This is a genomic window from Rhizobium mayense (assembly GCF_030272705.1).
In the GTDB taxonomy this organism is placed as follows: Bacteria; Pseudomonadota; Alphaproteobacteria; order Rhizobiales; family Rhizobiaceae; genus Rhizobium; species Rhizobium mayense.
The window spans coordinates 145,382-171,468 of sequence record NZ_JARFYM010000007.1; the positions used below are offsets into that span (position 1 = coordinate 145,382).

Consider the following 26,087-nt stretch of genomic DNA (forward strand, 5'->3'; position numbering starts at 1 on the left):
CCGAACCCCAGCCCCGAATGCGCCCTCGCCGGGCACCCCCTCTTTTCGACGCTAGTCGAAATAGAGAGCTCTTTGGTGTCAGCCAAAATAGAGAACTTTTTGGCGCCGGCCGAAATAGTGCTTGATCAGCCGTCCGTGCCAATCGTCAGTACGGTCGCGCCGATGATCGCCGCTGGGTCGCCCGACGGCGTCGAGGACTGTAGCAAAACCGCCAGGCCGCGCCGGCCAGCCTTGTCCATGACATTGGCAGGCAGCACGACATTCATTTCCTTGCCGTCCCACATGCCGACGGTTTCGACGTCCGAAACCGCATGCAAATAAGTGATCTGCTGGCCATTGTTTTCGCCAGCCTTCGGAGAAACCTGCTGTTCCTTGTCGAAATAGGCAACGACCACATTGGCTTTACCTTGGCCGGCGCCGATCTTGATCTCCAGCTCGTCACCCTTCATGGCGGCACTCACCGGAACCGTCAGGCCCTTGCCGTGGTGCTGGAAGTCTTCGAGCTTGGTATTGATGGCGCCGAGATCAGCGCCGTTCATATGATCGCGGCCGTTGATGATCGCCTGCGGCGTATAGACCCCGCTGCGGCCGAGCGTACGGGCATAGGCATACTGCCGAGCCGTATTCTCTTTCGATGCCATCGTGTCGTTCCAGCCGAGATAGTTCCAATAATCGACATGATAGGCGAGCGCGACGACATCGCCCTGGCCGATCAGCTTCTGAAACGCAGCATCGGCCGGCGGACAGGAAGCGCAGCCCTGAGACGTGAAAAGCTCCACGACGCCCTTGATCTTGGCAGGCTCCTGCGCATGCAGCGAACTTGCCAGCGCGATGCCTGCTAGAAGTGGAACCAAAAACCGTAGGCGCATGCTCTTATACCTCTTTCTCAGACCTTGAAAGCCATATAATGGCGCGACTCCCGAAACCGCTCGCGCTTCTCAGGATGTCCGTAAGGCCCTCATCAAGCCTGATAAATCTAAAACAAGAGATAATCGCTAAGCACGATGACGCAAAGTCACGAAGGGGTGAGACGAAGGCCCGGAGAGGACAGCGTCGTACACATCGGCGTGAAAAACAAGACGCCGCCGGAGAGTATGCTCCGGCGGCGTGCATAAGCGGTTTTAACGTCAATTAGGCCGCGAGATCGCGCAGAACCGTCTGCAGGATGCCGCCATTGTTGACGTAGGTGACCTCATCCAGCGTGTCGATGCGGCAGATGATCGGAATGTCCTTCACCGTGCCGTCGCCATAGGTGACCTTGGCGATTTTGCGCTCGCGCGGCTTGATGTTTTCCAGGCCCTCGATCGTCACTGTCTCGTCGCCCTTGAGGCCCAGGCTGGCCCAGGTGGTGCCGTCCTCGAAGACGAAGGGGATGACGCCCATGCCGACCAGGTTCGAGCGGTGGATGCGCTCGAAGGACTGGGCGATGACGGCGCGCACGCCGAGCAGGTTCGTGCCCTTGGCAGCCCAGTCGCGCGACGAACCGTTGCCGTATTCGACACCGGCGAAGATGACGAGCGGAACGCCCTCGGCCCTGTACTGCATGGCCGCATCGTAGATCGACGTCTCTTCCTTGGACGGATAATGGATGGTGTAGCCACCTTCCTTGCCGTTCGGGCCGAGCATGTGGTTGCGGATGCGGATATTGGCAAAGGTGCCGCGCATCATGACCTCATGATTGCCGCGGCGCGTGCCGTACTGGTTGAAGTCGGCAACGCCGACGCCATGACCGATGAGGTAGGCACCGGCCGGCGATGCAGCCTTGATCGAACCGGCCGGGGAAATGTGGTCGGTGGTGATCTTGTCGCCGAAGAGACCGAGGACGCGGGCGCCCTTGATGTCGGAAACGCCGGCGCCGGTCTTGCCCATGCCCACGAAGTAAGGCGGGTTCTGCACATAGGTCGAGTTGTCGTCCCAGGCGTAAGTCTGGCCCGGAGGCACCTGCACGGCCTGCCAGTTGGCATCGCCCTTGAAGACGTCGGCGTATTTGGTCTCGTAGAGTTCGCGGGTGACGTATTTCAGGATGAATTCCTGCACTTCCTGCGAGGTCGGCCAGATGTCCTTGAGGAAGACCGGCTTGCCGTTCTGGTCTTCGCCGATCGGCTCCTTGGTCAGGTCCATCTGCACCGTGCCGGCGAGCGCATAGGCGACGACGAGCGGCGGCGAGGCGAGATAATTCGCCTGGACGTCCGGCGAGATGCGGCCTTCGAAGTTGCGGTTGCCGGAGAGAACACCGGAAACGATCAGGCCCTTGTCGTTGATCGTCTTCGAGATCGGCGCCGGCAGCGGGCCAGAATTGCCGATGCAGGTGGTGCAGCCGAAACCGACCAGGTTGAAGCCGAGTTTGTCGAGATCGGACTGCAGGCCGGACTTGGCGAGATATTCAGCGACGACCTGCGATCCCGGCGCCAGCGAGGTCTTGACCCATGGCTTGGTCTTCAAGCCTTTGGCAACAGCGTTGCGGGCGAGAAGGCCGGCGGCGATGAGCACCGACGGGTTCGAGGTGTTGGTGCAGGACGTGATGGCAGCGATGGCGACGTCACCATGGCCGATATCGAAATCCGTGCCCTCGACCGCATAGCGGTTCGAAAGCTGGCCCGGCTTCTTGTATTCGCTGTCCATCGACGTGGCAAAACCGGAAGCGATGTTTTCCAGCGCGATGCGGCCTTCCGGGCGCTTCGGGCCGGCCATCGACGGCACGACGTCGCCGAGGTCGAGTTCCAGCGTGTCGGTGAAGACGAGATCGGAGCCGTCGCTGTCGCGCCACATGCCCTGCGCCTTCGAATAGGCTTCGACCAGCGCGATGCGGTCCTTCTCACGGCCGGACATGTTGAGATAGTTGAGCGTTTCCTTGTCGACCGGGAAGAAGCCGCAGGTCGCGCCATATTCCGGACCCATGTTGCCGATGGTGGCGCGGTCGGCGAGCGGCATGTTGTCGAGGCCGGGGCCGAAGAATTCGACAAACTTGGAAACGACGCCCTTCTTGCGCAGCATCTGCACGACGGTCAGCACCAGGTCTGTCGCCGTGACGCCTTCCTTGAGCTTGCCGGTGAGCTTGAAGCCGATGACCTCAGGCAGCAGCATGGAGACCGGCTGGCCGAGCATCGCAGCTTCAGCTTCGATACCGCCGACACCCCAGCCAAGAACGCCGAGGCCGTTGATCATGGTCGTGTGCGAATCGGTACCGACGCAGGTGTCCGGATAGGCGATCGTTTCGCCGTCCTCTTCCTTCGTCCAGACGGTCTGGCCGAGATATTCGAGGTTCACCTGGTGACAGATGCCGGTGCCGGGAGGCACGACGCGGAAGTTCTTGAATGCCTGCTGGCCCCACTTCAGGAAGCGATAGCGCTCGCCGTTGCGCTGATATTCCAGCTCGACGTTGCGGGCGAAGGCCTGCGGCGTGCCGAATTCATCGACGATGACGGAGTGGTCGATGACGAGATCGACGGGAACGAGCGGATTGATCTTTTCCGGATCGCCGCCGAGCGACACCATCGCGTCACGCATGGCAGCAAGGTCGACGACGGCCGGAACGCCGGTGAAGTCCTGCATAAGCACGCGCGCCGGGCGATAGGCAATTTCGTTCTCGACGGTACCCTTGTTGGTCAGCCATTCGGCGACCGCAACGATATGTTCCTTGGTGACCGACTGCCCGTCTTCGAAGCGCAGCAGGTTCTCAAGCAGCACCTTCATCGAATAGGGAAGCTTGGAAACACCGGGCAGACCATTGGCCTCAGCCTTGGGCAGGCTGAAATACACATAGTCTTTCCCGCCCACGGTCAGCGTGGAACGACAATTGAAACTGTCAAGAGATTTAGACACGAGAGACCCCGTTTCTGATAGCCAACACAGTCGTGCGAACGCCTATGCACTTTATGCACATCAGGATGCGGGTACGGCCATTTCCGCTGTCCGCACGTAAGGAAGAAAACCTTAAGTTCGGCGCAAGGATGAAATTCACGCCGACCGCTGGCGTGGTTGCGGGTCTTATAGATAATTTCGTAAAGACTTGCCAGAGTGGCCAAGCGCAAATTTGGACAATTTTTTGAGCCTGCGACAACGAAAACGGGACCGGAAATAGAGAAAGCCTGACTTCATGCATCTAAGCGCTGAAAACCTGGCGGCAAGGCGAGGCGAGGACCTGATTTTCACGAATGTTTCCTTTGACTTGAGCAGTGGCGACGCCCTGATCCTGACCGGCCGCAACGGCTCGGGAAAATCAACACTTTTGCGTGTTGTCGCGGGCCTCCTGAGACAGGAAAAAGGCCGCGTCGTTTTCACAGATTCCAAGGGCGAATCGGACCGCCCAGCGGGTGAGGCCAGCCACTATCTCGGCCATCGCAATGCGATGAAATCCGAGCTCACCGTGGCCGAAAATCTCGCCTTCTGGAAAACCTTCCTCGGAGACATGGCAGGCGGCTCTGGTTTGAATATCGATGAAGCCGCCGAAGCCGTCGGCCTTGCCGGCATCACCCATCTGCCCTTCGGCTACCTGTCCGCTGGCCAGCAACGCCGATTCGCCTTCGCAAAACTGCTGGTCGCCTATCGCCCGATCTGGATCCTCGATGAACCCACGGCGGCCTTGGATGCGGCGGCGGACCGGCTGTTTGTGGATCTGATCTCGTCGCATCAGAAGAGCGGCGGCATTGTCCTTGCCGCAACGCATCAGGCTCTGGGACTTACGAATGTGCGGGAAATGCGGATGACTGGGTTTGCTGGGGTTGGCGAGGGGGTCTGGGGATGATTTTGCGCCCCTCATGGCCCCTCATCCGTCCTTTCGCGGTTTCGCGATGCGTAACTGCTCAAGTCCACCTTCTCCCCGTTTTACGGGGCGAAGGGTCTCGGCGGGCTCCATCGTCCCTTCTCCCCGCCTGCGGGGAGAAGGCTAGGGTGAGGGGCAACACTGCCGTCTCCATAGACAACGCAATCAGAGTGTACGCCGTATGACCGCTCTCTTCCTCCGCGACTTAAAACTCTCGGTCCGCGCCGGCGGTGGCGCCCTTATCGGCATTCTCTTCTTTCTCACTGTCGTCGCCGTCATCCCGTTCGGTGTCGGCCCCGACCTCAAGCTTTTGTCGCGCATCGGCCCCGCCATCGTCTGGATCGGCGCGCTGCTGTCGGCCCTGCTCGGCCTCGACCGCCTGTTCCAGGCCGAACGCGATGACGGATCGCTTGATCTGCTGGTCATGCAGGAAACGCCCCTTGTGCTGACCGTGCTCACCAAATGCGCCGCCCACTGGACGGCGACAGGCCTGCCGCTGGTCATCGCTTCGCCGTTGCTCGGCCTCTTCATGAACATGAACGAGATGGCAATCGGCGCTACGGCCCTGACCCTGCTCGTCGGCTCGCCGGCGATCACCTTCATCGGCGCGGTTGGCGCCGCCGTCGCCGTTGCCTTGCCGCGCGGCGGGCTGCTGGTGTCGATCCTGGTGCTGCCGCTGACCATTCCGGTCCTGATCTTTGGCGTCAGTGCCACCTACGCCGCGGTCGAAGGTCCGCAGCCTTTCCTTCCGCCGTTCCTGATCCTGATGGCACTCACCTTGTTCTTTGCCGTGCTCGGCCCGGCGGCTGCGGCGCTCGCCTTGCGCAACACGACGGATTGATCGGCCTGAGACAATGCGATCGATTGCCGTAAAAGGGATATAAGGGTAAAGAAGCCGCATGAGCGATATCAGCCCCGCGATCAGCCGATTTTCCGACCTCGCCAACCCGACACGGTTCCTGGCGCTTTCGGCGCGTCTCATTCCCTGGCTGGCGGCGATATCAGCCGTGTTCTTCGCGATCGGCCTTTATCTCGCTTTCTCGACCGAGGGCGACTATCAGCAAGGCGACACCGTCCGCATCATGTATATCCATGTGCCGGCGGCCTGGCTGTCGATGATGTGCTACACGATCATGAGCATGTCGGCGGTTGGTACATTGGTCTGGCGCCATCCGCTGGCCGATGTCTCCGCCAAGGCTGCCGCACCGCTGGGCGCCGCCTTCACGCTTGTCGCCCTCGTCACCGGCTCGCTCTGGGGCAAACCGATGTGGGGCACCTATTGGGTCTGGGATGCGAGGCTCACCTCCGTCTTCATTCTCTTCCTGATGTATCTCGGGCTGATCGCGCTGAACCGCGCCATGGACGATCCATCCAGGGCAGCGCGCGTGAGCGCCGTGCTGATCCTCGTCGGCTTCATCAACATTCCGATCATCAAGTTCTCGGTCGACTGGTGGAACACGCTGCACCAATCGGAAAGCATCATGCGCCTGGACGGCCCGACCATCGATGCGCAGTTCCTCTGGCCGCTCTTCACCATGGCGCTTGCCTTCACGCTGCTGTTCTTCACGCTGCATCTGATGGCGATCCGCAACGAGATCTGGCGTCGCCGCATCGCTGCGCAGCGCCGTCTCGCCGCACGCATGGCCGCCCGAGAGGAATAGCATGACGCATCCCTTCTACGTCTACGGCTCCTATGGCTTTACCGCCGCCATGATCATCGCCGTCATCGCCTGGACATGGATCGACGGGCATCTGCGCCGCAAGGAGATCGCCGCGCTCGAAGCCTCCGGCATCCGTCGCCGGTCGCAGCGCGCGCCGGAAGGCAAGGCGAAATGACCTTGGAAACCAAAGAGGGTGACAAACCGAAATCGGCTGGCACCGGTCGCTATTTGCTCGCGCTCATTCCGCTGATCGTCTTTGCCTGCATCGCGCTGGCCGTCGGCAAGGTGATGTACGACCAGGAAGTTCACGGCACCGATATTTCCGCCATCCCCTCCGCCCTGATCGGCACGAAAGCCCCGGCGCTGGCCCTGGCACGGCTCGAAGGCTCCAATCTGCCGACACTGACCGACGATGCCATCCGGGGCAAGCTGACGCTCGTCAACGTCTTCGCCTCCTGGTGCCTCCCCTGTCGCGAAGAACATCCTCTCTTGAAGGACCTCGCCAAGGACGGACGACTGAACATCGTCGCCATCAACTACAAGGATACGAGCGAAAACGCGCTCCGTTTCCTCGGCGAACTCGGCAATCCCTATAGCGCCATCGGCATCGATCCAAATGGCACGGCCGCGATCGACTGGGGCGTCTACGGCATCCCCGAATCCTACCTCGTTTCCCCGGATGGCACGATTCTCTACAAGCAGGTCGGCCCCTTCACGTCGACCAGCCTCAAAGAGGGGCTATATCCGGCGATCGAAAAGGCGCTGGGAAAGCCGTCATCCTGAATCGCTTCTCCCCTCGGGGAGAAGGTGCGGCCAACCCGCCCTCGTGGTTCGAGGCTCCAGCCCTATGGGCTTCCGCACCTCACCATGAGGGCTGGTCTTCTTTGCTCGACCGCAAAAGCCACTCCACCTCATGGTGAGGTGCTCTGTTGCCGAAGCCTTGGCGCAGGCAATGGGGCCTCGAACCACGAGGTGGCCACGGGGCCAGCTTCAAAGTTCTATTAAAGCCCACCCCGCCACGTCTTGATCGCCTCGACCGGCCAAATCAGCATCAGCACATTGAGCGCGAGATTGTCGCGGATCAACCAGCCGGTGAGCAGCTCGAAGAAGATTGCAATGGCCAGCACCGGCGCGCGCGACGCAAACAGGAAACCAACGACCATTCTGCTGTCGATAACGAATTCCGCGTCCGAATAGGCCGTCACTATTCAATGTCCGCCGGCGGATTGACCGTGTGTCTCATGATCAACGGCATCTGCGACAAGGTGAAGAGGATGGTGATTGGCATCGTGCCCCAGACCTTGAAAAGCACCCAGAGATTATCCGCGGCTTTGACGTCGGGCAGGTAATACCAATTCGATCCGCGCCAGACGACCTCGTTGAGCACGGCGAGAAAGAAGAAAAAGATACCCCAGCGCAGCGTAAGCTTGCGCCAGCCCTCGCTATCCAGCTGGAAGGCAGCGTTGAAGACATAGCCGAGCAGCGATCTGCCGAAGGCGAGCCCGCCGAGCAGCACCAAGCCGAACAGGGCGTTGATGATGGTCGGCTTCATCTTGATGAAGGTCTCGTTCTGCAGATAGATGCCAAGAGCCCCAAAGGTGACAACGACGATGCCGGAGACGAAAGGCATCAGCGGCAGATGGCCGAGCATGATCTTCGAGACGACAAGCGAGATCACCGTCGCTGCCATGAACAAAGCCGTTGCGACGAAAAGCGGGCCGCCGAGTGCCGACAGCGCCGGAAAATGCTGCACCAGCCAGTCGCCACGCAGATTGCCGAAAAAGAAGACCAGCAGCGGCCCGAGTTCCAGCACCAGTTTCAATAGCGGATGATGCTTGTCGGCAGCACTTGGGGTCAGATCACTGTCGCTGGTCGTCATCGCGGCACTTTCGTTGTCATCGGATTTGGCATTGTCATCGAATTTGGTTTTGTCGTTCATTGGCCGATCCCGGCGATCGCCTGGGCAAAATCCTCGGCCTCGAACGGCTCGAGATCGTCTACACCTTCGCCGACGCCGATGAAATAGACCGGCAGCTTGTGCTTGGCCGAGATGGCCACCAGAATGCCGCCCCGCGCCGTGCCGTCGAGCTTCGTCATGATCAGCCCGTTGACCCCGGCGACGTTGCGGAAGATTTCCACCTGGTTCAGCGCATTCTGGCCGGTCGTTGCATCCAGCGTCTGCAGGACGGTATGCGGCGCGTCCGGATCGAGCTTGCCGAGCACGCGAACGATCTTTTCCAGCTCCGCCATCAGCTCGGCCTTGTTCTGCAGGCGGCCGGCGGTGTCGATGATCAACACATCGCTCTTGCTGGCCTTGGCCTGCTGGAAGGCGTCGAAGGCAAGGCCGGCGGCATCGGCGCCGAGCTTGGTTCCGATGAATTCCGACTTGGTGCGGTCGGCCCAGATCTTCAACTGTTCGATGGCCGCCGCACGGAAGGTATCGCCGGCAGCGACCATGACCTTCAGCCCGGCCCCGGACAATTTCGCCGCCAGCTTGCCGATCGTCGTGGTCTTGCCGGTGCCGTTGACGCCGACGATGAGGATGACATGCGGCTTGTGGCTGAGATCGAGCTGCAACGGCTTGGCGACCGGCTTCAGCACCTTGGCGATTTCCTGCGCCATGATCCGGCTGACATCCTCGCCGGTCACATCCTTGCCGTAGCGTTCCGAGGCCAACGTATCGGTGACCCGCATCGCGGTTTCGACGCCAAGATCGGCCTGGATCAGCAGGTCTTCCAGATCCTGCAGGGTCTGATCGTCCAGCTTGCGCTTTGTGAAGAGCGCAGCGATCTGGCCGGTGAGCTGCGACGACGTGCGCGCAAGACCGGCGCGCAGGCGCTGGAACCAGGTCTGTCTTGGCTTTGGGGCGTCGGGAATGGGGGCTGGAGCGGAAGCGGCGGTGGAAAAGCCCTTGGGGAGGATGGGAGCGGCGGCCGGAGTTTCGGTGCTTTCCGACGAAGGTTCCGCATTTGCCGGGGCTTCCTCACCCCCCTCTGTCCTGTCGGACATCCCCCTCACAAGGGGAGAGATCGGTTCGGAAGCGGCCGCATGCGGCTCATCATTAGCTTCGGTCGCTACAGGATGCTCTGCCGACGAAGCCTCCCCGGCCTCGATCTCCTGAGCATTCAACTCAGCGCGAAAATCGCCCTCTGCTTGTTCGTCAACCGGTTTTTCTTGTTCCGAGGGCGGGGCAACCTCCAAGCGATCTCCCCCCTCGTGGGGGCGATGTCCCGAAGGGACAGGGGGGGGCGACGCAGGTTCGGCAGGCTCGGAAGCCGGCGAAACGTCCGCAACAGGCGCCTCTTGCGCGGCAGCGGATTCCTCAACGAGCAAAGCCTCTTCCGGCGCCTGCTCTTCCGCCGGCTTTTCGCGGCCGAAGGTGAAGACTTTTTTGATGAAACTGAGCGCCATGAAAATTCCGTGAGCGAGTAGGATCAGGCCGCGTCGGCGGCCGCAAGTTGCATGTCGAGATGCCTGCCATTGTGGCCGGTGATGACGACCTGCACAAGGTCGCGCGGCCTGAGGCCCGGCGCTGCGACAAGCGTGAAGTTTTCCGTATGCGCCAGCCCATTATTCTCCACGAGCAGCCACTGCCGTGTGCCGACCATCGTATCCAGATGGGACTGATGCAGTTTTTGTCCAGCCAGGCGCAGCCGTGCAGCGCGTTCCTTGATCAGCGCCCGGTCGAGCTGCGGCATCCGCGCGGCCGGCGTTCCAGGACGTGGGCTATAGGGAAAGACGTGCAGATGCGCAATGCCAACCTCTTCCGCAAGATTGGCGGCGTTTTCGAACATCGCTTCCGTTTCGGTCGGAAAGCCGGCGATCATATCGGCGCCAAAGCTCATCTCCGGCCGAAGACGGCGGACATCCTCGACGAAACTGATAGCATCGGTGCGGGAATGCCGCCGCTTCATCCGCTTCAGGATCATGTCGTCGCCGTGCTGCAGCGACAGATGCAGATGCGGCATGAAACGCGGCTCGTCGGCGATCAGATCCATCAGATGCCGATCGGCCTCGATGCTGTCGATCGAGGAGAGCCGCAGGCGGCGGATCTCGGGGATCTGCTTCAGCAGCGTCTTCGCCAGAAGCCCGAGCGTCGGTTGCCCGGGCAGGTCGGCGCCGTAACTGGTGGCATCGACGCCGGTCAGGACGATCTCGTGGTAACCGCTTTCGACGAGATTGCGCGCCTGGCTCACCACCGCGCCCATCGGCACGGATCGCGAATTGCCGCGGCCGTAGGGGATGATGCAGAAGGTGCAGCGATGGTCGCAACCGTTCTGTACCTGAATGAAGGCGCGCACATGTCCATCGATATGCCGGATCATCTGCGGCGCGGTCGCCCGCACGCTCATGATGTCGTTGACGCGCAGCTTCTCCTCGGCCGAGACGCCGAAATCCGGCAGCGCGCGATAGGAAGCGCTCGTCAGTTTCTCCTCATTGCCGAGCACGGCATCCACTTCCGCCATATCGGCAAAGGTCTGCTTTTCCGTCTGGGCGGCGCAGCCGGTGACGATGATGCGGGCATGCGGATTGTCGCGCCGCGCACGGCGGATCGCCTGGCGTGCCTGGCGCACGGCCTCGCCGGTGACGGCGCAGGTATTGACCAGGATGGCGTTGTTGAGCCCGGCTTTTTCCGCCTTGGCCCGCATCACTTCGGATTCATAGGTGTTGAGACGACAGCCGAAGGTGATGACCTCGACCCCACTCACCGCGCCTGAGCCCCCTGCTCCTGATCGCGCCTCCATTGACCCGTCGTCGGATCGACGGAGCCAGACCATTCCCATTCCGCCGGGCCGGTCATGACGACGTGATCGTCGCTTTCCCGCCATTCTATGGTGAGTTGGCTCGGCGCCGGGGCAGAGGCGACATCGATCGTCACCTTGCGGCCGGTTCGGCCCGTACGCGCCGCGCTGACGGCGGCCGAACAGGCGGCCGAGCCGCAGGCAAGCGTGAGCCCCGCGCCGCGCTCCCAGGTGCGCGTGCGCAGCGTGGTCGGCGAAAGCACTTGCGCCAGGGTGATATTGGCGCGTTCGGGAAACATCGGATGATTTTCGAGCAACGGCCCGAAGCGGGCGAGATCGAAGGACATCGGGTCCTTGTCGACCCAGAAGATCGCATGCGGATTGCCCATCGACATGACCGAAGGCGAATGCAGGACCGGATTATCGATCGGCCCGATCTGCAGCTCGATGCGGCGCGTATCGGCGAATTCCTCCGCGAGCGGAATCTTGTCCCACGCAAAGACCGGCTTGCCCATGTCGACCGAAATCGTGCCGTCCTCATGCTCGACGGCATTCAGAATGCCGGCGACGGTCTGGAAGGTGAACATCTTCTTGCCGGTCTCGGCGGCAAGCGCCTGCACGACGCAGCGCGTGCCGTTGCCGCAAGCCTGCGCCTTGGTGCCGTCGGAATTGAGGATATCGATCCAGGCGTCGGTGCCTTGAGCCTTCGGATCGTGGATCGCCATGATCTGGTCGAACTCGGTGGCCGGATCGGCATTCAGCGCAATCGCCGCCGCCGCCGTCACCACATCTTTCCGGCCGCGCATATCGACAACCAGGATCTTGTTGCCAAGCCCGTTCATCCGCGCAAATTCGACCGTATTGCTCATGGTGGTATGTCCGTCAGTGTATTTCGAGCTGTATATGGCGGAATTGCGGGGGAATTACCAGTGGCATGGTTGGTTCATGGCCTGTGACATCAGACCGGGCAGAGGCTGAGCGTCGATCGTTTCGGCGCATCGCGCTTGCGCAAGTCCTTAGAGAAGCCGACGGCACAGATCAATTTCGTCCCTGATAGGAATCCCATGATTGCCGATCTGTGGAATTGCGGGTTTCAGCAAGCGAGCCGCATCCACCGCTCCAGGTCGAACTCGCCGCAGTTCGAAGCCCCGTCTTTGATAGAAGCGCAATGCGGTGAGATTGTCATTTGTCGTGGTGACCCAAAGGCAAGAAATTCCTCGCTTCCGCAAAAGATCAGCCAAAGCTTCAATCAATAAAGTTCCGACGCCCTGACCGGGATAAACGGCATCAAGCGACATCAGCTCGGCCTCGTCGTCTCCCGCCCGATAGGTCGCCAATCCCCGATCGGGTTCGGCCACCAGCGCCGGAAGCTTCAGCAAATCAAAGACCCCGCCGTGAGCGACAACCGTGGTGCTACCCCATCGCTCTTTAAGGAGCTTCGCAATCCAATCCGCATCTTGTTCGGTGGGCGCACGTACGGTCATGATTTACTATAACTGCGAACACGCTGTTCGACTATCAACGGATAATTGCGTCCATCGCCTCTCCGCGAAAATCCTGCCGCATGAGCGCTTGATGCAAATTATTCCAATAAAAGATCCGCCCAATGTCGGATCACGGAAACCTCACCCGTCCTAGGCTCGTCCACTCCGTCAAATCAGAAGGATCATGACCATGCCGAATACCATCCGCCTGCACCGCGTCCTGGCAACGAGCCCGGAGAAGGTCTATCGCGCATTCATCGAGGCGGACGCGCTCGCCAAATGGCTTCCGCCGAACGGCTTTGCCTGCACCGTGCATCACCTGGAGCCGAGTGTCGGCGGCACGTTCAGAATGTCCTTCCGCAATTTCACGACGAGCCATAGCCATGCGTTCGGCGGTGAATTTCGCGAACTCATCCCTGGCGAGCTGGTGCGCTACACCGACAAGTTCGACGATCCCAACCTGCCGGGTGAAATGGAAGTGACCGTGACGTTGAAGAAGGTCCTGGTCGGGACCGAGGTGAATATAACCCAGGCAGGCGTGCCGGATGTCATTCCGCCGGAAGCCTGCTATCTCGGCTGGCAGGAATCGCTGTACAATCTGGCAAAGCTCGTCGAGCCTGAAATCAACCAATAAGGCGTTGAGAGCGACAAGAGCTCTTATGATCGGATCGCGTAGATTATTTTCGCGATCCAGCGCGCGACCATAGAGGCGCGCTCAACCTTGCATTCCTGCACCGGCCGTCCTGTTCGCGGGGCGGCTCGATTGCTCTTCAAACAACCGGCACATCAAACACTTCCCCTGCCCTGAGCGGCCTGAAGCGATCCGGTTCCACGCCGTGCTCCCGAAGCGCCGCGTCCAGCGCCTTGACCGGCGCATCGATTGCCTCGTCGGTGAGCTGGAAGGTCGCGAAATGGTGGCCGGCGACGTGAGCCGCGTTGCAGAGCTTCATGCCTTGAACCGCTTCCGCCGGGTTCTGATGCTGGCCCTTCATGAACCAACGCGGTTCGTAGGCGCCGAAAGGTAGGATGGCGAGGCGGAAGCCGCCATGTTTTTGCCGCGCCGCCTCATAGTTGACGCCGCGATGAAAGCCGGTGTCGCCGACATGGTAGATCTTGCCGGCGGAAGTCGTGATGACGAAAGCCGCCCAAAGCGCCATGCGGCGGTCGCCCGCACCGCGCGCCGACCAGTGATGGCAGGGCTCGGCATCCACGGTCACCGCGTTAGTGATCGCGACGCGGTCACCCCAATCCATCGTCATCATCCGCGCATCGGGCACCCCACGCCGGATAATGGCGTCATTGCCGAGCGGCGTCAGGATTTTCGGCGCATGCGTCTCGTGCAGCCGCTTCAGCGTTGCGAGATCGAGATGGTCATAATGATTGTGCGAGACGAGCACGAGATCGATCGGCGGCAGGTCTTCGAAGCGGATGCCGGGCGGAACCGCCCGCTTTGGCCCGATAAAGGTGAAGGGGCTCACGCGTTCCGACCACACCGGATCCGTCAATATATTGAGACCAGCCGCCTGGATCAGCATCGAGGCATGGCCGATCATGGTTACCCGCAACGCGTCGCCGAAAACATGCTTGTCGGGCCTGGCTTGCGGAAACAGGCTGACGACCGGATTCGGCCAACGCGCCCGCCCGCCGCCGAGTTTCCATTTCAGCAGGTCACTGAGCCCGCCCGGCTCTACGCCGTCCGGATTGAAGAAGCGTAGCCCGTCGAAATGATCGGAGATTGGACCTTGGTAATAAGGGTTCGATGCCTTCCGGGAGCCGCGTTTGTCTGTCATGAATGCGCCGATGGATTTTTCTCTTGGCTGAGATGTGGGGCAAACATAGCGCTTTTGAAAGCCTTTCCGCCCTCTTGGCTTGACTTTCCCACCCGTTTCCTGTTTATCGCCCGCAATCTGCGACGAGCACAAGCCTCCGAGCCACCGGCCGGGACCCGTTAAGGTATAAAGAGATCCCGGAGGTCAACACCCGACAGCGCGATGCGCCCTCGGGTGCTTTTTGGCTTTGCGTCTTGTTTTCGTCATGGAAAAGCACGACGTTTTCGGGCGAGGAACCGCGCAGGGGCGCAAATCCAAATCCCAAGCGATCGATAAGGAAGAACCGATGTTTGAAAACCTCCAGGACCGTCTTGGATCCATTCTGAATGGACTGACAGGCCGCGGCGCGCTTTCGGAAGCCGATGTTTCCGCAGCGCTGCGCGAGGTTCGCCGCGCGCTGTTGGAAGCCGACGTGGCGCTGGATGTCGTGCGATCCTTTACCGATCGCATCCGTGAAAAGGCCGTCGGCGCCGAGATCCTGAAGTCGATCAAGCCCGGCCAGATGGTCGTCAAGATCGTCCATGACGAGTTGATCGAGATGCTCGGCGGCGAAGGCGTCGGCATCGACCTGAACGCGCCGGCCCCCGTCGTCGTCATGATGGTCGGTCTGCAGGGCTCCGGTAAGACGACCACGACCGCCAAGATCGCCAGCCGCCTGACGAGCCGCGACCGCAAGAAGGTCCTGATGGCCTCGCTCGACACCCGCCGCCCGGCCGCGCAGGAGCAGTTGCGCCAGCTCGGCGTCCAGACCGGCGTCGACACGCTTCCGGTCATCGCCGGCCAGTCGCCGACCGATATCGCCGCCCGCGCCGTGCAGGCCGCCAAGCTCGGCGGCCATGACGTCGTCATCCTCGACACCGCCGGCCGTACGCATATCGACGAGCCGCTCATGGTCGAGATGGCGGACATCAAGAAGAAGTCCAATCCGCATGAAATCCTGCTGGTCGCGGATAGCTTGACCGGTCAGGACGCTGTCAATCTCGCCCGTAATTTCGATGAGCGCGTCGGCATCACCGGCCTCGTGCTGACCCGCATGGATGGCGACGGCCGCGGCGGTGCCGCCCTTTCGATGCGTGCCGTCACCGGCAAGCCGATCAAGCTGATCGGTGTCGGCGAAAAGATGGGCGAGCTGGAGGAATTCCATCCCCGCCGCATCGCCGACCGTATCCTCGGCATGGGCGACATCGTTTCGCTGGTCGAGCGGGCCGCCGAGAACATCGACGCCGAAAAGGCAGCCGCCATGGCCGCCAAGATGGCCAAGGGCAAATTCGATCTGAACGATCTCGCCGACCAGCTCGGGCAGATGCAGAAGATGGGCGGCATGGGCGGCATCATGGGCCTGATGCCCGGCATGGCCGGCATGAAGGACAAGATGGCCGCCGCCGGCCTCGACGACCGCCTGTTCAAGCGCCAGCTCGCCATCATCTCCTCGATGACCAAGGCCGAGCGCTCCAACCCGGATCTCCTGAAACACTCCCGCAAGAAGCGCATCGCGAGCGGCTCCGGCACCGACGCCTCCGACATCAACAAGCTTCTGAAGATGCACCGCCAGATGGCGGACATGATGAAGATGATGGGCGGCAAGGGCAAAGGCGGCATGATGAAGCAGCTCATGGGCGGCCTTGCCGGCAAGATGGGCCTCGGCGGCGGCATGGGTGGAATGGGCGGCATGCCTGACCTGTCGAACATCGACCCCAAGCAGCTTGAAGCCCTGCAGAAGCAGGCCGAAGCCGCCGGCCTCGGCCGTCCCGGCGGCCTGCCGGGCCTCGGCGGTGGTGGCGGATTGCCCGGTCTCGGCGGCGCCAAGCTGCCAGGCCTCGGCGGTGGTTTCCCGGGCCTGCCCGGTTTGCCGAAGAAGAAGTGAGAAGGATCGTTGACCCCAATGATTGATCCAGACGTCAAGGCCCAACTGGGCAACTACCGCCAGTCGATCGACAATATCGATGCCGCACTGGTGCACATGCTGGCCGAACGCTTCCGCTGCACGAAGGAAGTCGGTGTGCTGAAGGCCAAGTACAATCTGCCGCCGGCCGATCCGGCGCGCGAGGAATACCAGATCGAACGCCTGCGCCACCTGGCAAAGGACGCAAATCTGGACCCGGATTTCGCCGAGAAGTTCCTGAACTTCGTCATCAAGGAAGTCATCCGGCATCATGAACAGATCGCTGCTGATCTCAAAGCATGATCGCGAAAAGTGTGAAGCGGTTTTCGCAAGAGATCATGCGACACACAAGAACAGCAACGGCAAATGAACATACCGCCAAAACGAAGCGGTCAAGAAAAGCCTAAGGAGAATTAACATGGCACTGAAAATTCGTCTCGCCCGCGGTGGCTCCAAGAAGCGCCCGTATTACCACGTCGTCCTCGCCGACGCCCGTTCGCCCCGCGACGGCCGTTTCCTGGAGACCCTCGGTTCCTGGAACCCGATGCTCGCCAAGGACGACGCCAAGCGCGTTGAACTGAACGCCGACCGCATCAAGCATTGGCTCGACAACGGCGCCCAGCCGACCGACCGCGTTCTGCGCTTCCTCGCCGAAGCCGGCATTGCTACGCGCGAAGCCAAGAACAACCCGGAAAAGGCAAAGCCGGGCAAGCGCGCCCAGGAACGCGCCGCTGAAAAGGCACAGAAGGCCGCTGACGCCGCCGCCGCTTCTGCTGAATAATTGGCCTTAACGGCTATTTAAACGGGTGGCATGGCGACATGCCGCCCGTTTTTTGTTCCCATAGGCGAGCGTTCACCTTATGAGAGAACGCAATCGATCCTCCGGCAGTCGGCACAGGACCATGACGAAACTTGAAAACCCGGTATTGATGGCCACCATCGGCGCCGCACAGGGCCTGAGAGGCGAAGTGCGGGCCCGCGCATTTACCTCGGACCCCACGGCACTCGGCGATTACGGCCATCTGCACAGCCTCGACGGCCGCAGCTTCGAGGTTCTGGAAATCCGCGAGGCCAAGAACGTGGTGATCGTCCGCTTTCGCGGCGTCAACGACCGCAATGCCGCCGAGGCGCTGAACGGGCTGGAACTCTATATCGAGCGCGACAACCTGCCCGATGACGAGCTGGAGGACGACGAGTTCTTCTATGCCGATCTCGAAGGCCTGGAAGCGGTCGACGACAAGGGCACCGGTTACGGTACGGTCAGCGGCATCTATGATTTCGGCGCCGGCGACCTTCTGGAGCTGAAGGGGCCGGGCAAGCGCCCGGTGCTCATCCCCTTTTCCGAAGCTGCAGTGCTGGAAATCGACCTTGAAGGCGGCAAGATCCTGATCGACCCGATGGCCGCAGGCCTGATCGACAGCCCGGAGGACTTCGCCGGCAAGCCACCGAAGCGTCCGGGCAAAGCGAAGAAGTGATCCGGCCATGAGTTTCCGGGCAACCATCCTGACGCTGTACCCCGAGATGTTTCCCGGCCATCTCGGCACGTCGCTCGCCGGCAAGGCGATGGAGCGCGGGCAATGGTCGCTGGACACCGTGCAGATCCGCGATTTCGCCATCGATAAGCACCGCACGGTCGACGACACGCCGGCCGGCGGCGGCGCCGGCATGGTGCTGAAGCCGGACGTGCTTGCCCGCGCCATAGACCATGCCTCAGAAAACGACCACCGCCCTCGCCTCCTGATGAGCCCGCGCGGCAAGCCGCTCACGCAGAAGCGTGTTCGAGAACTCGCTGACGGCGACGGCGTTATCATCGTCTGCGGCCGCTTCGAAGGCGTTGACCAGCGGGTGATCGACGGGCGCGACCTCGAGGAAGTCTCGATCGGTGACTATATCCTTTCCGGCGGCGAGCCGGCCGCGCTGATCCTGCTTGATGCTATCGTCCGCATCCTGCCCGGCGTCATGGGCAACGATCTTTCCGGCCTGCACGAGAGCTTCGAAGGAGGCCTGCTCGAACATCCGCAATACACACGACCACAGGTCTGGGAAGGCCACGAGATTCCAGCGGTGCTGACGTCAGGCAACCACGGCGCCATCGCCAAATGGCAGAGGCAAGAGGCCGAAAGACTGACCAGGGACCGCCGGCCGGATTTGCTGGAGAAGGAACGGATCGAGCTTTCGTCCGGCCGAAGCGGTATGAACGTTCAAAAGTGACATCTCGCTCATGAAATTCCCCGACAAGGGGTGACAAAGCCGCGACAATAGGGTATGTGCGCGCCCGGCATGGGAAATTTCCCATCAACCACCAAAGAATAGCAGACGTATTCGCTCCTGCCTTCACGGGCATATATCCGAGGCGAGATCGCAAGATCGGACCAAAGATAGATTGTTCAGAGCGCTCTGGCTGTTGAACCAACAACGAGGTTGATAACATGAACATCATTCAGCAGCTGGAAGCCGAACAGGCCGCCAAGATCGAAGCCAAGCGTACCCTTCCCGAATTCTCCGCCGGCGACACCGTCCGCGTCAACGTGAAGGTCACGGAAGGCAACCGTACCCGCGTTCAGGCCTATGAAGGCGTCTGCATCGCTCGCTCCGGCGGTGGTTTGCAGGAAAACTTCACCGTTCGCAAGATCTCCTATGGCGAGGGCGTCGAGCGCGTATTCCCGGTTTACTCGCCGATGATCGAAAGCGTCGAAGTCGTTCGCCGCGGTAAGGTCCGTCGCGCCAAGCTCTACTACCTGCGCGACCTGCGCGGCAAGGCTGCCCGTATCGTCGAGAACACCGGCACCCGCGCCCGCAAGCTCAACGATTCCGAGCGCCAGGCCGTTGCCGATGAAAAGGCTCGTATCGAGGCTGAAAAGGTTGCCGCAGCTCAGGCTCTCGCAGCCGAAAAGGCAGCAGCCGAAGCCGCCGAAGCAAAGGCAGCAGCTGAAGCCGCTGCAGCCGCCGCGGAACCGGCAAGCGAATAAGCTTTCGATCCCATCGGATTGTTACAATCAAGGCGGCCCTCGGGTCGCCTTTTTTGATGCAGCGCCCAAAAAAGCGGCATCACACCTCTAAACTCCGCAACGCAATAGGTGTAAAATAGTCACAGCCTGCTAGCGGTACACGCCGAGTTTCCGTGAAATCGATGGCAGCGGTAATGCCTCCAGCAGGCGAGCGAATCTGAAATCGACTTGGTTCGATATCCTTCCGCATTCGTGGAAGGAGCTTAAGCTGGTGAGGCAACGCCATGAACGTCAGACAATTCTTCCATCCAACGCCAATGACCCTAGATGTCCGGGCAGGGCTTATCGCCGGCTTCACAGCTACCGTCGTTCTTTCCATCCTGATGATTGCCCAGAGTTCGGCAGGCTTGCTGCCGCAGCTCAATCCAATCGAAGATATCGCCCATGTAGCGGGTCAGCCGGCAGGCACCATCCTATCCCTATTGTTTGGATGGATCGGCCACTTCGTCCTCGGGACAATCGTATGGGGCATCATCTATGCGGCGATACAGGCAAGCCTTCCAGGCACCCCGGTCGTCAGGGGCCTCATTTTCGGAGCTTTAGCCTGGCTCGCCATGATGATCATCTTCATGCCCCTGGCCGGCCATGGCCTGTTCGCGCTGTCGCTCGGGGGGCAGGCGGCGGTCGCAACGCTTGTTCTTCACCTAGTCTACGGTGCGGTACTGGGTGTGGCTTACGCCAGAGTCGCCCATGAATGGCATCCGCTTGGCTGAGGTCCACTGCCGCCGTAGCTAGCACACGTCACCGCATCACGATGCGGCAAAACGCAACGATCATCATTGCAGCAATGATGATGAACGTCAGCGCGCCACCGCCGTCGCCAACATGCGCCCCTGGGAGCTCGGCATAGAGTCCAGTCTAGTGCAGTAGCTATGTAATTGCGGAAAATTCTCCGCAGGCCATCAGTTTGGTGCGGCTTTTCTGTATTTATCGTCATGGCTATGCAATGGCCTTGCAATCCGCTTTCCAATTATGACAATTTTCCGTTGCGCTATTCGGGGAGATTTCCATGGCATTCCGTCGTTCGTTCCTTCTGGGCCTCACCGCCCTCGTGCTTGCACCCTTTGCTTCCTTTGCCGCCGACCTGCCGAATCTCAACGGCAAGACCGTCGTCGTCGTCACCGAGAATGCCTATCCGCCGCTGCAATTCATCGATCCCAAAACCGGCAAGGCAATCGGTTGGGAATATGACGCGATGAATGAGATCGCTAAGCGGTTGAACTTCAAGGTCGAGTATCAGAATACGAGCTGGGATGCGATGATCCAGGCTGTCTCGGATGGCCAGTACAACATCGGCATGACCGGTATCACCATCAAGGAAGACCGCAAGCAGAAGGTCGATTTCTCCGATCCCTACATGCGTTCGCAACAATTCATGTTGGTGCGCGGCGATGAAAAGCGTTTCACCGATGCCAAGAGCTTTGCTGCCTTCAAGGATGGTTTGGTCGGCGCGCAGCCGGGCACGACTCCCTTCTACACCGCCGTCTACGAAATCCTTGACGGCAACGAGCAGAATCCGCGCATCAAGCTCTTCGAAACCTTCGGCGCCACCGTACAGGCGTTGAAGACCGGCGACGTCGACGTGGTTCTGACCGATGGCACGGCCGGCAAAGGCTATGTCGACGCCTCGAACGGCGCACTGAAGCTGATCGGCGATCCGCTCGGCACGGAAGATTTCGGCTTCATCTTCCAGAAGGGCTCCGATCTCGTCGCCCCGATCAACGCCGCCATCGCCAGCCTCAAGGCCGACGGCACGTTCGACGCGCTGAACAAGAAGTGGTTCCTCGACTACAAGATGGGCCAATGAGCCTTATGCCTCTGCAGCCGGGAATCCCGCTCTGATGGCTCAGAGCGGACGCCATATCAAGGACGACTATCCCTGGTGGCTAGTCGTTTTCATTTTGTTAGGGATCGCGATCGCTGCCGCCATTATCGTCAGCGATCTTTATACCCAGGTCTTCTTCACCGTCGCGCAGGGCGTCTACGTCACCGTCTTCGTGACGCTGGTCGCCTTCGCATTGGCTGTCATACTCGGCCTTTGCATTGCGCTGCTCGGCCTCTCCGACCATATCGTCCTGCGCCAGACGGCACGCTTCTATATCGAAGTCATTCGCGGCATCCCGATGCTGGTGCTGCTCTTCTACGTTGCCTTCGTGGGAGCCCCGGCGATCGTCGCGCTCTATAACACCGTGACGGCGCCGCTGGCCAATGCTGGCTGGGCAAAGCCGATGCTGGTGCGCGACCTCTCCCTGATGTGGCGCGCCATCATCGCGCTGATGATCGGCTATGCCTCCTTCATCGCCGAGATTTTTCGCGCCGGCATTCAGGCAGTCGACCAGGGCCAGATCGAAGCGGCGAAGGCGCTCGGTCTGTCGCGCTACCGCCGCTTCCGCCACGTTATCGCGCCTCAGGCGATCCGCGTCATTTTCCCGCCGCTCTCCAACGATTTCGTCTCGATGGTGAAGGACAGTTCGCTGGTTTCCGTCCTCGGCGTCGCCGACATCACGCAGATGGGCAAGGTCTATGCCTCCGGCTCATTCCGCTTCTTTGAAACCTACTCGATCGTCACCTACATCTACCTCATTCTCACGGTAGGCCTGTCGCTATTGCTGCGCCGGATTGAAAAGCGGATGCGCAAGGCCCACGAGCGCTGAGAGAATGACCTGCGGCAAAATGTTGGCCCATGGCCACCATTGCCGAAGGTTTTGAAAATTGGTATGAGCATCGGCATGACTAGGATCATGAGCAAAGACGGGCAATTCGTCACGGCGTTCGTGCTGCAGGACCATAAGCGCCTGCCGGCCCGTTTCTTTGCAATGATTTCGGGCGCGCTCAACAGCCGACTTCGCTGATCACTCCCGAGGCCGGCGGTCCTGATCCGTCACCCCCCATTTTCGACAATGCCAATATGGATCTGTAGCCATGAGCGCTCCCCGCACCCTTTACGACAAAATCTGGGATGATCATCTCGTCGACGCCCAGGACGATGGTACCTGTCTTATCTATATCGACCGTCACCTCGTTCACGAAGTGACGTCGCCGCAGGCCTTCGAAGGCCTGCGCATGAGCGGCCGCAAGGTCCGCGCGCCGGAAAAGACCCTGGCCGTCGTCGACCATAACGTCCCGACCTCTCCTGATCGCCATCTCGGCATCAAGAACGAGGAAAGCCGTATCCAGGTGGAGGCGCTTGCCAAGAACGCCGCGGAATTCGGTGTCGAATACTACTCCGAAAACGACAAGCGCCAGGGCATCGTCCACATCATCGGCCCCGAGCAGGGCTTCACCCTGCCCGGCATGACCATTGTCTGCGGTGACAGCCACACCTCGACCCACGGCGCCTTCGGCTCGCTGGCGCATGGCATCGGCACGTCCGAAGTAGAACACGTTCTGGCAACCCAGACGCTGATCCAGAAAAAGGCGAAGAACATGCTGGTGCAGGTCGACGGGCAGCTGCCGCCCGGCGTCACCGCCAAGGACATCATCCTCGCCATCATCGGCGAGATCGGCACTGCCGGCGGCACCGGCTATGTCATTGAATATGCAGGAGAAACCATCCGCTCGTTGTCGATGGAAGGCCGCATGACCATCTGCAACATGTCGATCGAAGGCGGTGCCCGCGCCGGCCTGATCGCGCCCGATGAAATCACCTTCGAATACATCAAGGGCAAGCCGCGCGCACCGAAGGGCGAGGCGCTGGAGCAGGCGATCAGCTACTGGAAGACGCTGAAGTCGGACGAAGGCGCTCACTACGATCGTATCGTCAAGCTCGACGCCGCCAACCTGCCGCCGATCGTCTCCTGGGGTTCCTCGCCGGAAGACGTCGTGTCCGTTCAGGGCATCGTGCCGAACCCGGATGAAATCCAGGACGAGACCAAGCGCGCCTCCAAGTGGCGTGCGCTCGACTACATGGGCCTGAAGCCGGGCACGCCGATGACCGAGATCAATGTGGATCGCGTCTTTATCGGTTCCTGCACCAACGGCCGAATCGAGGATCTGCGCGCAGTCGCGAAGGTCGTCGAAGGCAAGACGGTGGCTGCGACGGTCGACGCCATGATCGTTCCGGGCTCCGGTCTTGTAAAGGAACAGGCGGAAGCCGAAGGCCTCGACAAGATCTTCAAGGCGGCCGGCTTCGACTGGCGCGAGCCCGGCTGTTCCATGTGCCTGGCCATGAACGACGACCGCCTAAAGCCCGGCGAACGCTGCGCTTCGACCTCGAACCGCAACTTCGAAGGCCGCCAGGGCTTCAAGGGCCGCACGCATCTGGTATCGCCCGCCATGGCCGCAGCAGCTGCAATCGCGGGGCACTTCGTCGATATTCGCGAATGGAACTGATCGGCTTCGATTGATTGAATGCAAAAGGCGGCTTCTGGGCCGCCTTTTTTGTCTGCTACCAAAAATCTCTGCCCAATAGCCTTCTATCCTCTCGACACGACTGCCGGGCGTTCGGTGGGCGCTGATTTGCCGCGGGAAGGAACCTGCTGTGCACGCTGGCTGAGCCAGACGCTGCCAAGCACGGTGGCGATGCCCAGGAACTGTATCGGGCTCAATCGCTGGTCCAGCACCCACCAGCCGAGGATCACGGCGGTCGTCGGGCTGAGAAAGCCGAGCGGCGAGACGACGGACGGCTCCAGGCGCGACAGGCCGCGAAACCAGAGCATATAGGTGAGCGCTGCTCCAATCAGGCCGAGATAGGCAAAACCCAAAAGATTGGCGGCGGTCGGAAAGGGAAGCGGAGGCTCCATCGCCAGGGTAAAGGGCAACAACAAGAAGCCTCCGGCCGTCAATTGCCAGGCGGTGAACGTGAGCGGCGATACATCGGGCCGCCAGCGGCGGCTGAGTACGGTGCCGGCCGCCATGGAGACGGCACCGCCGATACCAGCCGCGATGCCGACCGGATCAAGCGTCGCCTTCGGCGTGAGAATGAGGAGCGCGACGCCGACGATACCGGCCATCGCCGCGACGATGGAAAGGCCGCGAATCGGCGAACCGAGCAGGAACCGGGCCAGCACGAGGACGATGAGCGGCTGAATCGCGCCGACAGTGGCCGCCACGCCGCCCGGCAGCCGGTATGCGGATATGAACAACATCCACCAGAAAATCGAGAAATTCAGCGCGCCGAGGACGAGCGATCTCGCCCACCATATGCCGTGCGGCAATCGCCGGACGACCGCGAGCAGAAGCAGCCCGGCGGGCAATGCGCGCAACATGGCGACCGTCAGAGGATAGCCGGCCGGCAGAAGCTCGGTCGTCACCAGATAGGTGCTGCCCCAAATGGTCGGCGCGATTGCCGTCAGCAACAGATCAAAATTGCGCCTCACGTCAAACCTCCCAAATTTATCTCGACCTCAAGATAATCCGAAATGTCTTGACGTCAAGATAAATTCGTGGCGAGTTCTTGCCATGGATCGCATCGACAAAATTCTCGCCCAATGGCGCCGCGAACGGCCCGATCTCAACACCGGCCCGATGGGGTTGATCGGCCGCATCAGGAACCTAGCCCACCATCTCAGCCGAGAAATGGACAGGACTTTCGCGCAATTCGGATTGAACGGTGCAACCTTCGACGTACTGGCCACCCTGCGCCGCTCGGGAGCGCCCTATGCCCTCTCCCCCAGCGATCTGATGGCCGCAATGATGGTTGCCTCGGGCACCATGACCAATCGCATCGATCAGCTGGAAAAGGCCGGTCTCGTCGCCCGCAGCACCAATCCTGAGGACGGCCGCAGCCTTCTGGTGTCGTTGACCGAAAAGGGCTTTGCGCTGATCGATAGCGCGGTGGCCGCGCATGTCGAGACGCAGGCCCGCCTCGTCTCAGGCCTATCGGAAGAAGAGAAAGCGGCGTTGAACGCGCTGCTTGGTAAATATTTAGCCGGCTTCGAGGCCTCGATGCTGGACAAAACGTCGTAGGTTGGACCTCCGGTAGAAGCGGGGCGAGCGCCACGCCTCGACATCGAAAGCGGCCTACGGGACCGCCCTCGGGCTCAGTATTCCTGACGGGTTGGCCTGAACAGGATTTCGTTGATGTCCACGTCTTCAGGCTGGCTCATGGCAAATGCAACCATGTTCGCGAAGGAATCGGCGGGAATGGCAAGCTCGTAGACCTTCCGGACACGCTCGGCGACATCGGGTTCGGTGATGCTGTCGGGAAGTTCGGTTGCGACCGCACCGGGTGAAATGATGGTGGTTCGGATGTTATAAGGTTTGATCTCCTGCCGCAGTCCCTCGGAGATCACACGCACGCCATGCTTCGTCGCGGCGTAAACCGCTCCTCCCGGATTGACCTTGTGGCCAGCTACCGAGGAGACGTTGATGATGTGGCCGCTCTTCTGCTCCTTCATGTGGGGCAGCGCGGCGCCGATGCCGTAGAGCACGCCCTTCAGGTTCACATCGATCGTGCGATCCCAATCCTCCACCTTGCAGCGCTCCAAAGGAGAATGCGGCATCAGCCCGGCATTGTTGATGATGACATCGATGCGGCCGTGGAGTTTTACCGCCTGGTCCACGAGGCGCTTGACCTGCTCGAACCGTGTCACATCGGTCTGCAGGACTGCTTGCGGATCCAAGGAAAGCTCCTCGGCGAGAGCCTGCAGGCGATCAAGGCGACGCGCACCGACCACCAATTTGGCCCCGTGCTTCGCCAAGCGACGGGCAGCAGCCTCGCCGAGGCCGCTGCTTGCTCCGGTTATGACAACAACTTTGTCCCTGATACCGTGAGTCAT

General features: G+C 60.9%; 28 protein-coding genes and 1 pseudogene. 18 read left to right on the forward strand and 11 right to left on the reverse strand.

Annotation, left to right across the window (positions count from 1 at the left end; translation table 11 throughout):
* Positions 1-125: 125 nt before the first annotated feature.
* Entirely contained in the window at positions 126-869 is a 744-nt protein-coding gene (locus PY649_RS11815; RefSeq protein WP_285868570.1) for a DUF1223 domain-containing protein, read from the reverse strand.
* A gap of 262 nt (positions 870-1,131) precedes the next feature.
* Positions 1,132-3,822, reverse strand: coding sequence for an aconitate hydratase AcnA (acnA, locus tag PY649_RS11820; protein ID WP_285868571.1), 2,691 nt, complete (start codon positions 3,820-3,822; stop codon positions 1,132-1,134).
* Positions 3,823-4,096: 274 nt separating this feature from the next.
* Here acnA and ccmA point away from each other — a divergent pair, with 274 nt between their 5' ends.
* The 5 genes from ccmA to PY649_RS11845 all read left to right on the forward strand — a co-directional run bounded on the left by ccmA (position 4,097) and on the right by PY649_RS11845 (position 7,206).
* Positions 4,097-4,744, forward strand: coding sequence for a heme ABC exporter ATP-binding protein CcmA (gene ccmA, locus PY649_RS11825; protein WP_285868573.1), 648 nt, complete (start codon positions 4,097-4,099; stop codon positions 4,742-4,744).
* Between the two features lie 199 nt (positions 4,745-4,943).
* On the forward strand, positions 4,944-5,603 hold the full coding sequence (gene ccmB / locus PY649_RS11830) for a heme exporter protein CcmB (RefSeq protein WP_285868575.1): 660 nt from the start codon (positions 4,944-4,946) through the stop codon (positions 5,601-5,603).
* A gap of 58 nt (positions 5,604-5,661) precedes the next feature.
* Positions 5,662-6,423 (forward strand): heme ABC transporter permease, encoded by a 762-nt coding sequence (locus tag PY649_RS11835; protein ID WP_285868577.1) that lies wholly within the window; start codon positions 5,662-5,664, stop codon positions 6,421-6,423.
* 1 nt (position 6,424) lies between these two features.
* Positions 6,425-6,598, forward strand: a complete 174-nt coding sequence (gene ccmD, locus PY649_RS11840) for a heme exporter protein CcmD (protein ID WP_285868578.1) — start codon at positions 6,425-6,427, stop codon at positions 6,596-6,598.
* Positions 6,595-7,206 (forward strand): DsbE family thiol:disulfide interchange protein, encoded by a 612-nt coding sequence (locus PY649_RS11845; protein WP_285868579.1) that lies wholly within the window; start codon positions 6,595-6,597, stop codon positions 7,204-7,206. Before ccmD ends, PY649_RS11845 begins: the two co-directional genes overlap by 4 nt.
* Positions 7,207-7,424: 218 nt before the next feature.
* Here PY649_RS11845 and PY649_RS11850 read toward each other — a convergent pair.
* From PY649_RS11850 to PY649_RS11875, 6 genes and pseudogenes are all read right to left on the reverse strand, one after another.
* A pseudogene (locus tag PY649_RS11850) lies at positions 7,425-7,586 on the reverse strand (DUF2585 family protein); the annotation flags it as partial.
* A 41-nt stretch (positions 7,587-7,627) separates the two neighbouring features.
* Positions 7,628-8,302, reverse strand: a complete 675-nt coding sequence (locus tag PY649_RS11855) for a septation protein A (RefSeq protein WP_285868680.1) — start codon at positions 8,300-8,302, stop codon at positions 7,628-7,630.
* Between the two features lie 56 nt (positions 8,303-8,358).
* Positions 8,359-9,834, reverse strand: coding sequence for a signal recognition particle-docking protein FtsY (gene ftsY / locus PY649_RS11860; protein ID WP_285868580.1), 1,476 nt, complete (start codon positions 9,832-9,834; stop codon positions 8,359-8,361).
* A gap of 23 nt (positions 9,835-9,857) precedes the next feature.
* The gene (gene mtaB / locus PY649_RS11865) at positions 9,858-11,132 is read right to left on the reverse strand and encodes a tRNA (N(6)-L-threonylcarbamoyladenosine(37)-C(2))-methylthiotransferase MtaB (RefSeq protein ID WP_285868581.1); all 1,275 of its coding nucleotides are present in this window, start codon (positions 11,130-11,132) and stop codon (positions 9,858-9,860) included.
* Positions 11,129-12,034 carry a diaminopimelate epimerase gene (dapF, locus tag PY649_RS11870; protein WP_285868582.1) on the reverse strand — a complete coding sequence of 302 codons (906 nt, stop codon included), beginning with the start codon at positions 12,032-12,034 and terminating at the stop codon, positions 11,129-11,131. Before dapF ends, mtaB begins: the two co-directional genes overlap by 4 nt.
* A gap of 147 nt (positions 12,035-12,181) precedes the next feature.
* Entirely contained in the window at positions 12,182-12,649 is a 468-nt protein-coding gene (locus tag PY649_RS11875) for a GNAT family N-acetyltransferase (protein ID WP_285868583.1), read from the reverse strand.
* 190 nt (positions 12,650-12,839) lie between these two features.
* Between PY649_RS11875 and PY649_RS11880 the strand changes: the two genes are divergently transcribed.
* Entirely contained in the window at positions 12,840-13,283 is a 444-nt protein-coding gene (locus PY649_RS11880) for an SRPBCC family protein (protein ID WP_285868584.1), read from the forward strand.
* A gap of 136 nt (positions 13,284-13,419) precedes the next feature.
* On the opposite strand, the gene PY649_RS11885 is transcribed toward PY649_RS11880, so the two are convergent.
* Positions 13,420-14,439 carry an MBL fold metallo-hydrolase gene (locus tag PY649_RS11885; protein WP_285868585.1) on the reverse strand — a complete coding sequence of 340 codons (1,020 nt, stop codon included), beginning with the start codon at positions 14,437-14,439 and terminating at the stop codon, positions 13,420-13,422.
* A gap of 325 nt (positions 14,440-14,764) precedes the next feature.
* On the opposite strand from PY649_RS11885, the gene ffh reads away from it, so the two are divergent.
* From ffh to leuC, 11 genes are all read left to right on the forward strand, one after another.
* On the forward strand, positions 14,765-16,342 hold the full coding sequence (gene ffh, locus PY649_RS11890) for a signal recognition particle protein (protein ID WP_285868586.1): 1,578 nt from the start codon (positions 14,765-14,767) through the stop codon (positions 16,340-16,342).
* An 18-nt stretch (positions 16,343-16,360) separates the two neighbouring features.
* Entirely contained in the window at positions 16,361-16,663 is a 303-nt protein-coding gene (locus tag PY649_RS11895) for a chorismate mutase (protein WP_034481598.1), read from the forward strand.
* Positions 16,664-16,778: 115 nt separating this feature from the next.
* On the forward strand, positions 16,779-17,141 hold the full coding sequence (rpsP, locus tag PY649_RS11900) for a 30S ribosomal protein S16 (RefSeq protein WP_285868587.1): 363 nt from the start codon (positions 16,779-16,781) through the stop codon (positions 17,139-17,141).
* A 121-nt stretch (positions 17,142-17,262) separates the two neighbouring features.
* A complete protein-coding gene (gene rimM, locus PY649_RS11905; protein ID WP_285868588.1) occupies positions 17,263-17,835 on the forward strand; it encodes a ribosome maturation factor RimM in 573 nt (190 codons plus the stop codon).
* Between the two features lie 7 nt (positions 17,836-17,842).
* Positions 17,843-18,571 carry a tRNA (guanosine(37)-N1)-methyltransferase TrmD gene (gene trmD / locus PY649_RS11910; RefSeq protein WP_285868589.1) on the forward strand — a complete coding sequence of 243 codons (729 nt, stop codon included), beginning with the start codon at positions 17,843-17,845 and terminating at the stop codon, positions 18,569-18,571.
* A 218-nt stretch (positions 18,572-18,789) separates the two neighbouring features.
* Positions 18,790-19,329, forward strand: coding sequence for a 50S ribosomal protein L19 (gene rplS, locus PY649_RS11915; RefSeq protein ID WP_285868590.1), 540 nt, complete (start codon positions 18,790-18,792; stop codon positions 19,327-19,329).
* 263 nt (positions 19,330-19,592) lie between these two features.
* Positions 19,593-20,081 (forward strand): DUF6789 family protein, encoded by a 489-nt coding sequence (locus tag PY649_RS11920; protein WP_285868591.1) that lies wholly within the window; start codon positions 19,593-19,595, stop codon positions 20,079-20,081.
* 296 nt (positions 20,082-20,377) lie between these two features.
* A complete protein-coding gene (locus PY649_RS11925) occupies positions 20,378-21,175 on the forward strand; it encodes a basic amino acid ABC transporter substrate-binding protein (protein ID WP_285868592.1) in 798 nt (265 codons plus the stop codon).
* 34 nt (positions 21,176-21,209) lie between these two features.
* Positions 21,210-22,022, forward strand: a complete 813-nt coding sequence (locus tag PY649_RS11930) for an amino acid ABC transporter permease (protein WP_285868593.1) — start codon at positions 21,210-21,212, stop codon at positions 22,020-22,022.
* Positions 22,023-22,085: 63 nt separating this feature from the next.
* Positions 22,086-22,220 carry a hypothetical protein gene (locus tag PY649_RS11935; RefSeq protein WP_285868682.1) on the forward strand — a complete coding sequence of 45 codons (135 nt, stop codon included), beginning with the start codon at positions 22,086-22,088 and terminating at the stop codon, positions 22,218-22,220.
* A gap of 70 nt (positions 22,221-22,290) precedes the next feature.
* The gene (gene leuC / locus PY649_RS11940; RefSeq protein WP_285868594.1) at positions 22,291-23,700 is read left to right on the forward strand and encodes a 3-isopropylmalate dehydratase large subunit; all 1,410 of its coding nucleotides are present in this window, start codon (positions 22,291-22,293) and stop codon (positions 23,698-23,700) included.
* Positions 23,701-23,783: 83 nt separating this feature from the next.
* On the opposite strand, the gene PY649_RS11945 is transcribed toward leuC, so the two are convergent.
* Positions 23,784-24,686, reverse strand: a complete 903-nt coding sequence (locus tag PY649_RS11945; protein ID WP_285868595.1) for an EamA family transporter — start codon at positions 24,684-24,686, stop codon at positions 23,784-23,786.
* Positions 24,687-24,768: 82 nt separating this feature from the next.
* Between PY649_RS11945 and PY649_RS11950 the strand changes: the two genes are divergently transcribed.
* Positions 24,769-25,275 (forward strand): MarR family winged helix-turn-helix transcriptional regulator, encoded by a 507-nt coding sequence (locus PY649_RS11950; RefSeq protein ID WP_285868596.1) that lies wholly within the window; start codon positions 24,769-24,771, stop codon positions 25,273-25,275.
* 74 nt (positions 25,276-25,349) lie between these two features.
* Here the strand turns inward: PY649_RS11950 and PY649_RS11955 are convergent, their stop codons facing one another.
* A complete protein-coding gene (locus PY649_RS11955) occupies positions 25,350-26,087 on the reverse strand; it encodes an SDR family oxidoreductase (RefSeq protein WP_285868597.1) in 738 nt (245 codons plus the stop codon).